This window comes from Scrofimicrobium canadense (assembly GCF_009696615.1).
Classification (GTDB): Bacteria; Actinomycetota; Actinomycetes; order Actinomycetales; family Actinomycetaceae; genus Scrofimicrobium; species Scrofimicrobium canadense.
On the sequence record NZ_VULO01000010.1, the window covers coordinates 31,070 to 45,021 of the forward strand.

At 51.4% G+C, this 13,952-nt stretch carries 12 protein-coding genes; 5 read left to right on the top strand and 7 right to left on the bottom strand.

Annotated features, from left to right (window positions below):
- Position 1 precedes the first annotated feature (1 nt).
- The 3 genes from FYJ24_RS08780 to FYJ24_RS08790 are packed head-to-tail and all read right to left on the bottom strand — an operon-like array spanning position 2 to position 2,739.
- Positions 2-988 (bottom strand): FKBP-type peptidyl-prolyl cis-trans isomerase, encoded by a 987-nt coding sequence (locus FYJ24_RS08780; protein WP_206192606.1) that lies wholly within the window; start codon positions 986-988, stop codon positions 2-4.
- Between the two features lie 2 nt (positions 989-990).
- Complete coding sequence (locus tag FYJ24_RS08785) at positions 991-1,344, bottom strand: HesB/IscA family protein (protein WP_154545576.1); 354 nt, start codon at positions 1,342-1,344, stop codon at positions 991-993.
- A 27-nt stretch (positions 1,345-1,371) separates the two neighbouring features.
- Positions 1,372-2,739 carry a dipeptidase gene (locus FYJ24_RS08790; protein WP_154545578.1) on the bottom strand — a complete coding sequence of 456 codons (1,368 nt, stop codon included), beginning with the start codon at positions 2,737-2,739 and terminating at the stop codon, positions 1,372-1,374.
- Positions 2,740-2,802: 63 nt separating this feature from the next.
- Here FYJ24_RS08790 and FYJ24_RS08795 point away from each other — a divergent pair, with 63 nt between their 5' ends.
- A complete protein-coding gene (locus FYJ24_RS08795; protein WP_318656614.1) occupies positions 2,803-3,384 on the top strand; it encodes a DUF3043 domain-containing protein in 582 nt (193 codons plus the stop codon).
- A gap of 16 nt (positions 3,385-3,400) precedes the next feature.
- Here FYJ24_RS08795 and FYJ24_RS08800 read toward each other — a convergent pair whose 3' ends face one another.
- Positions 3,401-3,835, bottom strand: coding sequence for a hypothetical protein (locus FYJ24_RS08800; protein ID WP_154545580.1), 435 nt, complete (start codon positions 3,833-3,835; stop codon positions 3,401-3,403).
- Between the two features lie 120 nt (positions 3,836-3,955).
- Here FYJ24_RS08800 and FYJ24_RS13425 point away from each other — a divergent pair, with 120 nt between their 5' ends.
- A complete protein-coding gene (locus FYJ24_RS13425; RefSeq protein WP_206192607.1) occupies positions 3,956-4,753 on the top strand; it encodes a TrmH family RNA methyltransferase in 798 nt (265 codons plus the stop codon).
- Here the strand turns inward: FYJ24_RS13425 and FYJ24_RS08810 are convergent.
- Positions 4,740-5,486, bottom strand: a complete 747-nt coding sequence (locus FYJ24_RS08810; RefSeq protein WP_154545582.1) for an HAD-IIB family hydrolase — start codon at positions 5,484-5,486, stop codon at positions 4,740-4,742. The genes FYJ24_RS13425 and FYJ24_RS08810 overlap by 14 nt on opposite strands.
- Positions 5,487-5,524: 38 nt before the next feature.
- On the opposite strand from FYJ24_RS08810, the gene deoD reads away from it, so the two are divergent.
- The 3 genes from deoD (at position 5,525) to FYJ24_RS08825 (ending at position 7,947) form a co-directional block, all read left to right on the top strand.
- The gene (deoD, locus tag FYJ24_RS08815; protein WP_154545584.1) at positions 5,525-6,232 is read left to right on the top strand and encodes a purine-nucleoside phosphorylase; all 708 of its coding nucleotides are present in this window, start codon (positions 5,525-5,527) and stop codon (positions 6,230-6,232) included.
- A 5-nt stretch (positions 6,233-6,237) separates the two neighbouring features.
- Positions 6,238-6,585, top strand: a complete 348-nt coding sequence (locus tag FYJ24_RS08820) for a hypothetical protein (protein WP_154545586.1) — start codon at positions 6,238-6,240, stop codon at positions 6,583-6,585.
- 111 nt (positions 6,586-6,696) lie between these two features.
- The gene (locus tag FYJ24_RS08825; RefSeq protein WP_206192608.1) at positions 6,697-7,947 is read left to right on the top strand and encodes a TetR/AcrR family transcriptional regulator; all 1,251 of its coding nucleotides are present in this window, start codon (positions 6,697-6,699) and stop codon (positions 7,945-7,947) included.
- Here FYJ24_RS08825 and FYJ24_RS08830 read toward each other — a convergent pair.
- Positions 7,944-9,395 (bottom strand): glutamate synthase subunit beta, encoded by a 1,452-nt coding sequence (locus FYJ24_RS08830; protein ID WP_154545590.1) that lies wholly within the window; start codon positions 9,393-9,395, stop codon positions 7,944-7,946. The two genes, FYJ24_RS08825 and FYJ24_RS08830, sit on opposite strands and share 4 nt — an antisense overlap.
- A complete protein-coding gene (gltB, locus tag FYJ24_RS08835; RefSeq protein ID WP_154545592.1) occupies positions 9,388-13,917 on the bottom strand; it encodes a glutamate synthase large subunit in 4,530 nt (1,509 codons plus the stop codon). Before gltB ends, FYJ24_RS08830 begins: the two co-directional genes overlap by 8 nt.
- Positions 13,918-13,952 lie beyond the last annotated feature (35 nt).

Genomic DNA, 13,952 nt, shown 5'->3' on the forward strand with positions numbered 1-13,952 from the left:
CCTATTTTGGGTAGCTTCCTAGGATATCTATGACGAAGGCAGCTGCAGGAGCTTCGTCCTTCTTTGAAGGAATAAGTATCACAACACGAGAGCCAACCCGTCGTCCAAGTAATTCAGGAAGTTGCGAAGCATCTAGATGTTCAGGATCTTGCCCCCAAGTACTTTCAGTGCCTGCGGACTCACCCCAAGGGGCTCCTGAGGAATGCACCACTACCATATCGCTGTCTGTGACCACAGTCCCGGTGCCCTCTGCCAGTACCAAGGTCTCTCTCTTTTTCGGCGGTTTACTCGAAGCCGCAAATTCGATAGTGGGCTGTTCCCCTAGCTCTCCCCCAATTTCTAATCCACTGGGTAAAGCTTGTTCTGTCGGCGTCGCTTCTTTCAGCACCGCTGGGTCAATAGTGAGGGCGCCCTGCACTTCAACAACGAAGACAAGTGGCGAATCCGGTGGGATTCTATCGCCAGATCCCTGACTTCCATATCCGAATTCAGAAGGAATAGCTATCTCTACGGTGTCGCCAACGTGCGTGCCAGCCAGTCCCCATTTCCAACCTTGAATGAGATTATTGAGTGAGAAAGAGACTGGCTTATCAGACCCATAGGAAGAATCGAATTCTTTCCCATCGTCCCAGAGGAACCCGGCATAGTTCACAGTGACGATGTCATCGGGAAGTACCTCGGCACCGTCCCCCTTTGTGAGAGTTTTTACCGTGATGTTCTTCGGAGCTGATTCCTTCAAAGGTTTCATCGAGGGTTTCCCCTCATCATCAAAAGTTATCTCCGGTAACTTCACATCGGTATCACGATCGACTGTCGGGCCCCCGGAAAAAGCATCTTCACCAGATTGAGCCCCAGACTGAGACGCTGATTGCGCCTCGGATTGCTGTCCCGATTGAGAGTCTCCCGAGGTTTGTTCCCCTGGACCAGCGCATGCGGATAGTACGAATGAGAGGGCGAGTAACCCCGCCAAAGATTTGGTTACCCGCATGATCAGTGGAAGGACTCCCCGCACGCGCATGAACCTTGAGCATTGGGATTGTCAATTGTGAATCCTTGGCGCTCAATCGTGTCAGAGAAACCGATAGTTGCGCCAGCAAGATAAGGTACGCTCATTCGATCTACGACAACCTCCACGCCATCAAAGTCGCGTATTGCGTCACCATCAAGGGTTCTCTCGTCGAAGTACAGCTGATAGATCAGCCCTGAGCAACCACCGGGCTGGACAGCAATTCGCAGACGTAAATCATCCCGTCCCTCTTGAAGCAAAAGGCTCTTCACCTTTTCGGCTGCCTCATCAGTAAGAACAACTTCGTGGGTGGGAAGCTGCGTTGAAACATCAGACATTAGGGTCCTCCATTTGAATCTCAGGCCTTACTCTACCGCTCTACTCCCAGTGGTTGCCAGCCGCGCCAGGAATATCCCCTCAGCGACCGTGGCGTTACGCAAGACGGTCTTTGATGCTGATTCATTCTCGGAATGGGCATTTGAAGCCGGGTCCTCGACTCCTGTCACGAGAACTTCGGCCTCCGGAAATTCGCTTTGGAATTGCGCTATGAAAGGAATCGAACCTCCCACGCCGATACTCACCGGCTCTTGTTTCCACGCCGTTTTCAGACAGTCTCGGAAGAGATCAGCTGCATCGCCATTGGCGGCAAGGTATCCGGGTCCTGTTTCGGTTCGTGAAACAGTCAGGTGAGCCCCGAAAGGACAGTGTTTTTCGATATGCGCTTTAACCGCTGCAAACGTGTCTTCCGGGTCGGTACCAGGAACGGTTCGGACCGAGAGTCGGAACGTACATTCCGGTGCAATCGTATTTGATGACTCAGCTACAGGCCGCACATCCATACCAATAACAGCAATGGCTGGTTGCGTCCACACTCTCGCTGCAAGGTCTCCCGTACCCGCCAGGTGATATCCATCAACGACGCCAGCATCGCTACGGAATTCGTCTTCGTCCCAATCTACGTCGGCTTCGGGGTTACCCTGAAGCCCCTCAACCGCTATGTTTCCTTGTTCATCGTGTAAAGACGCAATAAGCCGGGCGCTCAGTGTAACCGCGTCCAAAATTGGTCCACCGTACATGCCGGAGTGAACTGCATGATCGAGTACTTTTACCGTAACGTCCATTCCCGCAAGCCCCCGTAGTGAGGACGTGAGCGCAGGAACATCAACTGTCCAGTTATTGGAATCTGCTACCACGATAACGTCTGAACGCAGCTCGTCTCGATAGGTAGCAAGAAAATCCGTGAACGAAGGCGAGCCGATTTCTTCCTCGCCTTCAATGAAGACAACTACATTGACTGGCAAGTCGTCTCCAAGAGCTTTGAGAGCTCCCCAGTGCACCACGATACCGATTCCACAGTCCGCGCTTCCTCGACCATAAAGCCTGTCACCGCTTTCAGTGAGTTCTAATGGCGGAAAAGACCAACGATACTCCTCGCCAATTGGTTGAACATCGTGATGTGCATATAAGAGGACAGTAGGGGCATCAGGATCGACAATTTTGCGCCCCAACACTGCTGGACGTCCCAAGGTTCCATCAGGATTCTTTGCACGAACAACACGGCTAGGAATGCCAATCTCAGTAAACATAGTTTTTACCGTCTCCGCACTTGCCTCAACGTCACTTTCGTGATTAGCCAATGCCGAAATAGAGGGGATCTCCACCAGCTTTCTTAACTGTGAGATCAATTCCGGTGTTTCGCGGTCAACCAGCTCGATTACTTTTTCTGATGTCATAAAGATAAGACTAGCGGGTGGTCACGTTTTGGTGCCCACTCGCTACTCGTCTAATCTGGGCACGTGGCTGAAGAGAAACAACCTAAGAAAAAAGGAACGCGTACACCCACACGCCGGGAGGCAGAGGCTGCGCGTCAACGCCCCCTCGTTCCAAAAGACCGCAAGTTAGCGCGCCGAATAGAGAAGCAAAAGCGCAACGAAGCCTACGCGCGCGAGCAAGAGGCCCTGCAAACTGGCGATGAAAGGTATTTACCTTATCGGGATAAAGGGCGTGTGCGCCGTTTTACCCGAGATTGGCTAGATGCCAGGTGGTCGGCATCCGAATTTCTCTTTCCCGTCATGCTCATACTCTTAGTTGCAATGTTGGCGGTTGGGTTCTTCGCTCCCAATACGGGAGGGACCGCCGTGGTGAGCCTGGTATTCATCGCTGTTCTTTACGGAATGTTTGCCATTTCTATCATCGAGGCGATTATTGTTTGGACTCGCCTAAAGAAACGTATTCGGACCCGCTATCCCGATGACACTATTCCTAAGGGCACCTGGTTCTACGCATATTCGCGTATGTTGATGGCAAGGCGGTGGCGCACTCCCAAGCCACAGGTGGCCCGTGGGGAATTCCCCCGCACTACCCCAAGCTCGAAGTAGACTGGTTGGGAGTTAGTCAATCCCACCACATGCGCACCCACATTCCGCCTGCTTGGTCCCGTCGGACCGAGGCTTCGTCAGGACTATGACTACCCGACAATCCTGGAAGCTGTTTCTCCAGCCATCCCCAGGCAGTTTTCGGGTCTGATCCGCGGATCCACAAAGCGTCTATGCTAATTCTTTCGTCGGCTCGAGGAACTTCGATACGGTACCCTCCGATCATCGCGTTGCCTGGATTGGTCAGTACAACCTGGATGAGTTGACCCGCTGTGGGGGCATTATTGTGACGATCTCGTAAGCAAGCCTCCGGTATCGCCATTGCAAGCAGATGCACGTCAAGTGGCCCCAGTCTTTCAAACCTTCTACATCCGCCCCATGTATCTCCCGTCCACGCATTCTCGAGTGCCTTTTCTATTGACTTTTCAGCGGTCCATCCTTGTTGTGCATACATTGTGCGCTACCTCCTTCACAGACCCTTACACAAAGGGACGGACCAAGAAAAACCTGGGAAGTGGATACTGTGGAAAACTGGACTCCACCAGTATGTGGATAAGAAGTCTAGAATGCATAAGTGCTTATTCAATGCAACAACGATTTCCCACATGAGGGACTCCGCCCCTATATGGACCTCAAAGACGTGCAGCTGCGCACCAAATGGGAAACCGAGAACGGAGTCTTTATTGCCGAGTCTTGGAATGTTATCGAGCGAGCCCGGGAGGCAGGCTACTCACCCATCTCATTTCTCGTCTCCGAACAGTGGGCGCGCAAGGGCGCCGAACGTCTGCAGACACTAGCTGATCCCGATACTCCCATCTATGTACTACCAGAAGAGGACACAACTCACATCACAGGATTCCGGGTCCACCGCGGTGCGATGGCACTCATGGAAAGGACTCCCCTGCCAGCGCCTTCTAGCCTCCTAAAGCCCTCATCCACTGTGGCAGTTCTTGAAGGACTTGTGGACCATACGAATGTCGGTGCTATCTTTCGCAGCGCTGCTGCCCTCGGAATTGACGCTGTCTTTATCTCACCCGATTGTGCAGACCCTCTTTATCGAAGAAGCGTACGAGTATCGATGGGGGCAGTCTTCCAAGTTCCGTGGACTCGGCTAGTAAAGTATCCGGATCCTCAGCTTTTTACCGCCTACGGTTTCACTACATGGGCGCTAACTCCCCACGGTGATGCCAAGCTGGGAGAGACTACGCGTCCAAGACGTTTGGCGCTCATAGTAGGTAGCGAGGGGCCAGGGCTTTCTCCAAAAGCTCTTACGTCGGCCGATTGTCGTATCACAATTCCTATGAGTCACGATGTGGATTCGCTCAATGTAGCGCAGGCCGCAGCCATTGCCTTTTGGGCTACTCGGCAATGATCTGAGCAATCACGGCAGGAGTCTCTTCCCACCCGGCAACTTCGATAGTAGGCCACCCTGCAGCGCGTACGGGGTAGTCGTTCCCCGATGGATCAAGTCGGTCCCCCACAAAAAGCATGCGTTCTTTAGCAATTCTTGTCACTTCAACCAGTTTCGACATCCCATATGCTTTGTCGACACCTCGCGCAGTGATATCGACGGAAGTTGAGCCACCAGACCGAACCTCAAGGTCAGGGACATCAACTGCGACGGCTTTTGCCAAAGCATGCTTCTTGTCTCCCGTAGGGTCCCAGGCCCTCTTGGCTTCGATAGGAGCCTGCTGTCCTAGTGCAGAAAAAGTGATCTGAGACAACCGGTCTTCGATCACAGGACCCCACGTCCGTTTCTCATTGAGTCCTAGTTTTTCAGCATGGGTACGCAGCGAATGAATCGCGCGGCTCTTTTGCTCATCGGTAAGATTATGTGCGTATTTTTCGACCCACTGTCCACTCTCATACCGCATATACCTAGTTCCGCAGGTTGGCATTAGATGTAAATCGGTCAAAAGTACGTCTGGGGCTTCCAAGCCAGCAAGTAACTGAGAGCGAAATTGGTCAAAATTCCCTCCACTGATAACGCATACGGGAACGCGCTGAAGGAGATCGCGTAATGCCTCAGCAACTTCAGTAGGCAGACTGCCTTTAGAAGGGGCTAGAGTATCATCGAGATCAAAGGCTACAAGATCGTACAGCATGAGGTCACTTTAGCCGCTCCATCGAAAGCGAGGATGCCATGCCCACAGCACACATCAATGCCGAGAGCACAGATTTTGCGCCCGCTGTCCTAATGCCCGGTGATCCAAAAAGAGCTCAACGCATTGCCGAGCAGCTTTTAGACTCTCCAAAAAAAGTGACTGATGTTCGGGGAATGCTCGGGTTTACTGGCACATACCAAGGTCAACCACTTTCTGTAATGGGATCTGGAATGGGACAGCCCTCCATTGGAATCTATGCAAACGAACTCTACAAGTTTTTTGGCGTGCAACGGATCATTCGCGTGGGCACATGTGGAGGAATATCGGCCGACGTTCACGTTGGAGATATTGTTCTTGCAGCAGGCGCGCACACAGACTCTAACTTCAACCAAGCTCGCATTCCAGGCATCTACTTTTCTGCGATTGCTTCGGCGAATCTTCTTATTGCTGCTGCGGCTGCTCATACAAACGAGACTCCACTTCATATTGGAACCATTGTTTCTCGTGACCACTTCTATGCGTCAACTCCGGGGCAAAATGAAGGTTTGGCAGACTATGGAGTTCTCGGTGTTGAGATGGAAACAGCCGCGCTCTATGGAATCGCAGCGCAGTACCATACTGAGGCTCTTACAGTGCTCACTGTTTCAGATCATCTTTTTGATGACACCTATGAAATGACCGCTTCTGAAAGAGAATCAACATTCCAGGGTGCGCTCAAACTGGCTGTAGCAGCAGCCCTGGTATAAGAAATATGCGACTTTTAGAGGTTCTCGATTTTGCTGCGTTACTGTCGTTTTTCGCCCTTTTGCTCTTAGCCTTCGGATTCGATTTCCACCTATCACGCTCAGTTGTACGTCGTCACAAAGGGCGAGCGAAATTTTTCGTAGGTATAAGTATTCTGGGAGAGATCGCGGCAGCAACAGGAATGGGACTCACATGGTTTGCACTTTTCTTAGATGAACCTTCGCAAAATGTGGACGGATTATTAGTCTTTGTTCCCGGTACGATTGCATGCCTTTGCATTATTCTTCTCACAATCGAAAACTCCATCACGCGTTTTCGACTCATCGACGAGGAGGAAGATGACTTCGACGATTAAATGCAGGCGTATGCTCTGGCATATTCTGGCTGCGCAGCTATCTTTTCCCCTTATGAAGGACTTCACAAGCCACCTTTCTCAGAGAGAACACGACTATGCAGGAGGCCACGGGTGAGGGATATAGCTTCTCTGGATTCACCGAGAAAACACATAGTCAACGGTGCACGCCAGGCTTTTCTTACCCGAGGATACGACGGTGCATCTATGCGGGTCATGACCGATTATACTGGCTATTCCCAAGCAGGTATTTCCCACTACTTTCAATCGAAATCTGATCTTCTCATAGCCGTAGTTGAAGAGTCGTCGACTATAGTCCTCGATTCTCTTGCAGTCGATGAGTCAGTCGATGACATCACCGCATTATTTAAAGTGTGGAGAACACTCACGAGACATCGAGACCATGTGGCAGTGAGAACCGTGGTTATCTCAGAAGCATCAAAAAAAGGTCATCCTGCCACTGATATCGCCGCAGAAACAATGAATGCTCTCAAGAGATCATTGACGAAGCGCTTTCCTACGGTCAAACAACCCCAGATATTCGCTGATATTTTCGAAGGGCTGATGAAAGCCTGGCTTTATCAGCCTCATCTGGACGGAGGAACTCTACTGCGTGATGCTCACTTAGCGCTGAGTACAGCGAACGAGACGGTCGCTGCATCAATCTTTACTCCGGAGACAAGTGAGGATTTCTCCTACGAACTTGAAAGGCTTACTCGCGAGATTTTCATAGATACGGCCGTAGATGCCGATGAAAAGACCACTGATATTATCAATGCAGCCACCGAGATCTTCGGTCAGCAAGGCTACATTGGAGGGTCTCTTCGCGACATTGCCAGCAAAGTGGGAATAAGCCATCCCGCATTGCTTCGTCGGTACCACACCAAGGATGATCTACTCAAGGCTGTTCTCAGAAGACAACCAGAGTTCTCGCTGTCCACCATGGGAGCCAGGACTCCCCGTGAGGCCGCGATCAAGCTGGTCAAATATAGCGGGGCTGCCGAAAATATACCGGGATATATTCCGCTTCATACGACTTTAGAAGCACGCTCATTTCAACCTGGAACTAGTCACCATGCTTTTGCAAAGCACCGTTTTGAGTCAAGAAACGCTCTCCATAACCATATATTTTCCGCTATTGGCGACGGTGGACTCATAAGATCGGATCTCAGTGCTAAGCACCAGAGTCGTATATTCCAAGCTTTGCGTGATGGCGTTTATATCCGTTGGACTTTTGATCAGATTCCGGGTTCCACACAACTGTCATTGGCCCACTATCTCAATCTCATCCTCGTTCCGCCGCTCACTGAGATTGAGCTTGCATCACTCGGTATAGATTCTAACGATCTCCATAACGCTAGTTAGAATCGCATCTGTACAGTATTTGCTTCAATGGGTTTTGGCAGTGCGGTTGTTCCCTTCAGGTATGCATCGACCTCAGAGGCTACTGATCGTCCCTCAGCAATAGCCCACACCACCAGTGATTGACCTCGGCCTGCGTCACCTGCTACGAAAACTCCGGGGACTGAGGACTGGAACGAATGATCTCTAGCGATTGTTCCTCTCTCGGTGATGTCGATCCCCAATTGCGATGTGATGATATCGGTTTCAGGGCCGACGAAGCCCATTGCCAGAAGTACCAAGTCAGCATCAAGTATCTCTTCGCTGCCTTCAACCGGTCGAAAATTCTCGGCGTCTGCGATAACCAAAGCCTCAATCTTGCCTTCTGAGCTGCTCTGCGCCTCAACAGTAGCTTTTGAGTATTTTCTGGTTCCGCCTTCTTGATGCGAAGAGGACACACGATACGTCATGGGATAGGTTGGCCACGGTTGATTGAGCGGTCGTTCTTCAGGAGGGCGCGGAGTAATTTCAATATTGAGTACAGATTTCGCACCCTGCCTCAATGATGTACCTACACAGTCAGAACCAGTATCACCTCCGCCTATGACGACAACGTTCTTTCCCTCAGCACTGATCGGATCTAACACTCGTTCCCCAGCCACTTGATCGTTGGCACGATGCAGGAAATCCATGGCAAAATGGATGCCTTCAGCTTCCCTGCCAACAATCGGAAGATCACGAGGAATTGTCGATCCAACTGCAATAATTACGGCATCGTAGCGATCTCGCAATTCGGCCCAGGAAATATCTCGGCCGATCTCAACACCGCACCGAAACCTAGTGCCTTCCTCTTCCATTTGGGCAATGCGACGATCGACAAATTGTTTTTCCAGTTTGAAATTAGGAATTCCATAGCGCAACAGTCCTCCTGGTTTAGAGTCCCGTTCAAAAATTGCCACCGTATGCCCAGATCTGGTGAGTTGCTGGGCCGCAGCCAATCCGGAAGGTCCCGATCCAACAACTGCAACCGTGTGCCCGGTGAGACGCTCAGGAATTTGTGGCACAACGTAGTCACGCTGATATGCCTCTTCAATAATGGAGATTTCAATGTTCTTAATTGTTACCGGAGGTCGAGATATTCCTAGAACACAGGCAGTCTCACATGGTGCTGGGCATACACGGCCGGTGAATTCGGGGAAATTATTGGTTGCATGGAGGCGATCAGAAGCCTGCTCCCACTCCCCTTTCCACACAAGATCGTTCCATTCAGGTATGAGATTGCCGAGGGGACATCCGTTGTGGCAGAAAGGCACACCGCAATCCATACAGCGCGATGCCTGGCGATGCAGCATAACCTGGTCAATATCAAGTGCATCGTGTACTTCGCTATAGTCCAGAAGGCGAAGAGGAACTTCGCGGTCTTTCGGTAACTCGCGTTCGGGAACCTTTATGAAACCCCGTGGATCAGCCATGTGACACCTCCAAAATTCGCTCCCACCCCTCCTGGGTAAATGCGTCTATTCCTTCTATTTCTGCCTGCTTGAGTGCTTCTGTCATGCGGGCATAATGAGCAGGAAGAACCCTAGTAAATCTGCGGGAAATGACTTCTACATCGTCTAGTAGTGACCGCGCAACTGCAGACCCCGTTTCTGCCTGGTAATCACGCAAGAGCTTTTCTATTTCCACGCATTCTTCAGCGCTGGGAGCGTCGAGAAGCAAGTCACCAGCGAGTAGTTCACTGCGAGATAGCTGATTTTCATCAATGTCCAGTACGTATGCGATACCTCCAGACATACCGGCTGCGAAGTTGCGCCCTGTCGGTCCAAGGATCAGTGCGGTTCCTCCTGTCATGTATTCAAGACCGTGGTCTCCCACTCCTTCAGCGACAACTGTCGCCCCGGAGTTTCGTACAGCAAACCGCTCTCCCACCAAACCTGCGACAAATAATTCTCCACTAGTTGCCCCATAGGCCAATACGTTCCCAGCAATGACGTTGTCAGACGCTATGAACCCAGCTTTGTCATCCGGGCGTACTACGACTCGGCCACCTGATAGTCCTTTGGCAACATAATCATTAGCGTCACCATAAACCCTTAGCGTGATCCCGCGGGCCAAGAATGCTCCAAGAGACTGCCCGGCACTGCCTCGTAAAGTGATGTCAATCGTGCCGGGAGATAATCCCATCTCACCTCGTCTTTTGACTAACTCATGGGAAAGCATCGTCCCCACCGAGCGGTTGACATTTTTCACAGAGACTTCCATGCGCACTGGCTCACCATTCTCAAGAGCTGGCATTGCTGTCTCGATCAGTTTCACATCGAGTGCCTTGCTCAACCCATGGTCTTGAGCTTTCGAACAGTAGAGCGTAGCTCCGGGAGCTGGAAGCGGTTTTGTAAGGAGAGGTGAAAGGTCCATTCCTGAAGCTTTCCAGTGATCTATTGCTTCCGAAGTGTCAAGGTACTCGACATGCCCCACTAACTCTTGCAAAGTCGAAAAACCCATCTGTGCCAAGTATTCACGTACCTCTTCTGCGATATAGCGGAAGAAAGTGACGATTTGCTCAGGCTGACCCGCAAATTTCTTCCGCAGTTCGGGACTCTGTGTCGCTATACCGGCTGGACACGTGTCCTTCTGGCACACTCGCATGAGGATACACCCAGAGACCACCAGGGGGGCAGTCGCAAATCCAAACTCTTCAGCACCGAGCATTGCGCCGACAATCACGTCCCAGCCCGTTTTTAATTGACCGTCAACTTGGACACTAATGCGATCACGGAGATTATTGAGTACCAGGGTTTGTTGGGTTTCCGCCAATCCGATTTCCCAAGGAGCTCCCGCATGTTTGATTGAAGTCAGAGGCGCTGCTCCGGTCCCGCCGTCGTGTCCAGAAATCAACACGACATCGCCATGTGCCTTGGACACACCCGCAGCAATCGTCCCCACACCCACTTCAGAAACAAGCTTGACATGGATGCGTGCCTGCGGATTGGCATTCTTCAAGTCGTGAATGAGTTGTTTGAGATCCTCAATCGAGTAAATGTCATGGTGAGGAGGGGGCGAGATCAGACCAACACCTGGGGTGGCTCTACGTGTCTTCGCTACCCAAGGGTAGACTTTCGGTCCTGGCAACTGTCCACCTTCACCAGGTTTTGCGCCTTGCGCTAGTTTGATCTGAATATCATCAGCGTTCGTCAAATAGTCGATAGTCACACCGAAACGCCCTGACGCAACCTGTTTAATAGCAGAACGCCTTGCAGGATCATGCAAGCGTTCTGCGTCTTCGCCCCCCTCGCCAGTATTGGATTTTGCACCGATCTGGTTCATAGCTATCGCAAGATTCTCGTGAGCTTCCATCGAGATTGATCCATATGACATGGCACCCGTACAAAAACGCGTGACAATCTTCTCCCAAGGTTCCACCTGTTCAAGGGGAATCGGCTCACGCCCCGTCTCCTTTAAAGTGAAGAGCCCACGAAGAGTCATAAGACGGCGCTGCTGCTCGTTGATATGAGATGAATATCGTTTGAACAGTTGATAGTCCTGCGTTCGAGTCGAATGTTGTAGCGTTGCTATCGCTTCAGGGTCAAAGAGATGTGGAGGTCCCTCGCGACGCCACTGATATTCACCGCCAACGTCAAGATCGCGATACGGAACACGATTCCCCTCTGAAGGATATGCCGCCCGATGTCGCAATGCGACTTCTTCGGCAATCACATCAAGACCGATACCTCCAAGTGGAGAAGCCGTACCGGTGAAGTATTTTTCGATCACCTCGTGACCAAGACCAGTAGCCTGGAATATTTGCGCCCCACGGTAAGACATCACTGTCGATATTCCCATTTTCGACATCACTTTGAGCACTCCATTGCCCAGAGCGCGGATGAGGTTTTCCACCGCTTTTTCTGGGCCAACGCTGCCTAACTCGCCCCGTTTTGCTAGCCCCTCGACAGTTTCCATTGCGAGATAGGGGTTGACGCAGGCACCGCCAAACCCAATAAGGAGAGCGACATGATGAACTTCCCTCACATCGCCAGCTTCTACAACAAGCGAGACCTGCGTTCGTGTGTGGCGCCGAATGAGATGATGATGCACTGCAGAAGTGAGCAATAAGGATGGTATTGGAGCTCGTTGAGTATTGCTCTCGCGATCAGAAAGAACGAGGATTGAGACGCCCTCGTCAATTGCCTGATCTACCTCCCTAAATATCTCTTCCAAGCGTTGTTCTAGTGCTGTCCCCCCACCATCAACGTTGTAAAGCCCTCGAATCACACGTGCAGTAAAACCACTATTGCGTCCGTGATATCGCTGAACCTTGATGATCTTTGCAAGCTGATCATTGTCAATCACTGGAAATGGAATGAGTAGTTTGCGCGCATGTTCCGGACTGTCATCGAGGATATTTGGCTCCGGACCGATTGCTGAGCTTAGTGAGGTCACTAATTTTTCACGGATCGCGTCCAAAGGAGGGTTAGTGACCTGAGCGAAGATTTGGGAGAAATAATCAAAGAGGAGGCGCGGGCGCGAAGACAATACTGCGATTGGAGTATCTGTCCCCATTGACCCCAGCGGCTCGGCCCCCATGCGCCCCATAGGTGCGACGATGAGTCTGATTTCTTCGGCCGAGTACCCAAAGATTTCTTGTCGGCGCACCACTGAGGCTGCAGAATGATCGACGTGTTCTCGCGTAGGTAGTTCTTCGAGACGTACAGACCTATCGTGAATCCATTTTCTGTACGGATGCTCGTTAGCGAGCTGTTCCTTAATATCTTTGTCATTGAGGATCTTTCCCTCAAGCAGATCAACGACGAACATGTGTCCGGGACTCAAACGCCCTTTGTGCGTAATCGTCGCCGGATCAAGGTCTAGGACTCCACTTTCAGAAGCGACTACGACTAAGCCATTGTCAGTGACCCAGTATCTACCTGGACGAAGTCCATTGCGATCGAGCATTGACCCGATGATGTCTCCATCGGTAAATGTGATCGATGCTGGGCCGTCCCAGGGCTCAATGAGGGTCGAGTTGAATTCATACATTGCCCTAATATCATCGGGAACATCGCTTTTTTGTTCCCAGGCTTCAGGAACCATCATCTGAGCTACGCGTGGCAATGAGCGTCCTGATAGATAAAGCAACTCAAGGACGGCGTTGAACGACGCCGAGTCAGACTCGCCAGGAGTACACACTGGAAGCAGCTGGCTCATGTCCCCCAGGACTGGAGAGAAAAGCTTACCTTCCCGTGCCGACATCCAGTTCCTGTTGCCCCGGATCGTATTGATTTCTCCATTGTGAGCCATCAGAGAAAAAGGCTGGGCTAATTCCCACGAAGGAAAAGTATTGGTGGAGAATCGTGAGTGCACTAGTGCCATCTGAGACACGTAGTCTTCAGCATTGAGATCCGGGAAGAAATCCGGCAACTGCTGTGTCGTCAACATCCCTTTGTAGACAATTGTCCGTGATGAGAGCGAACAGAAATACACTCCAGCTTCGTGTCGACTTCTCTTCAGCAACCTATAAGCTAATCGGTCAAGTTCCACTCCCGAAAGGCTACGACTGTTATGTGTTACGAATAGTTGCAACATACGAGGCATCGCGTTTCTTGCGGTGAGCCCCACGATTTCCGAGCGTACTGGGACTTCACGCCATCCCAATATCTCGAGTTCCTCCTCGGCGGCAATACGTTCGACATGATCTGTCTGTCGTCCGGCTTCTACCAGGTCCGGGGACAAATACGCGACTCCTGCCGCATAGTATCGCTGAGGAGGCAGGGGAAAGCCCGCTGTCCTTCGAAAAAAGGAATCAGGAATATGGGTTAGTATTCCCGCACCATCTCCGCTATCCACTTCAGCTCCAACCGCACCGCGGTGGTCGAGGCGCTCGAGAACCTGGATTGCTTTTTCAACGATGTCGTGAGTTCCTATACCGCTGAGTGTTGCTACAAATCCCACCCCACACGCATCATGTTCGTATTCGGGAGAATACAAGCCACTAGTCATTAGAGTCCCCAATCGAGAGCACCGCTCACCCCTTG

Coding starts and splice junctions, on each gene's coding strand:
- FYJ24_RS08780 (WP_206192606.1), bottom strand. CDS start 988: ATGCGGGTAACCAAATCTTTGGCGGGGTTACTCGCCCTCTCATTCGTA.
- FYJ24_RS08785 (WP_154545576.1), bottom strand. CDS start 1,344: ATGTCTGATGTTTCAACGCAGCTTCCCACCCACGAAGTTGTTCTTACT.
- FYJ24_RS08790 (WP_154545578.1), bottom strand. CDS start 2,739: ATGACATCAGAAAAAGTAATCGAGCTGGTTGACCGCGAAACACCGGAA.
- FYJ24_RS08800 (WP_154545580.1), bottom strand. CDS start 3,835: ATGTATGCACAACAAGGATGGACCGCTGAAAAGTCAATAGAAAAGGCA.
- FYJ24_RS08810 (WP_154545582.1), bottom strand. CDS start 5,486: ATGCTGTACGATCTTGTAGCCTTTGATCTCGATGATACTCTAGCCCCT.
- deoD (WP_154545584.1), top strand. CDS start 5,525: ATGCCCACAGCACACATCAATGCCGAGAGCACAGATTTTGCGCCCGCT.
- FYJ24_RS08820 (WP_154545586.1), top strand. CDS start 6,238: ATGCGACTTTTAGAGGTTCTCGATTTTGCTGCGTTACTGTCGTTTTTC.
- FYJ24_RS08830 (WP_154545590.1), bottom strand. CDS start 9,395: ATGGCTGATCCACGGGGTTTCATAAAGGTTCCCGAACGCGAGTTACCG.
- gltB (WP_154545592.1), bottom strand. CDS start 13,917: ATGACTAGTGGCTTGTATTCTCCCGAATACGAACATGATGCGTGTGGG.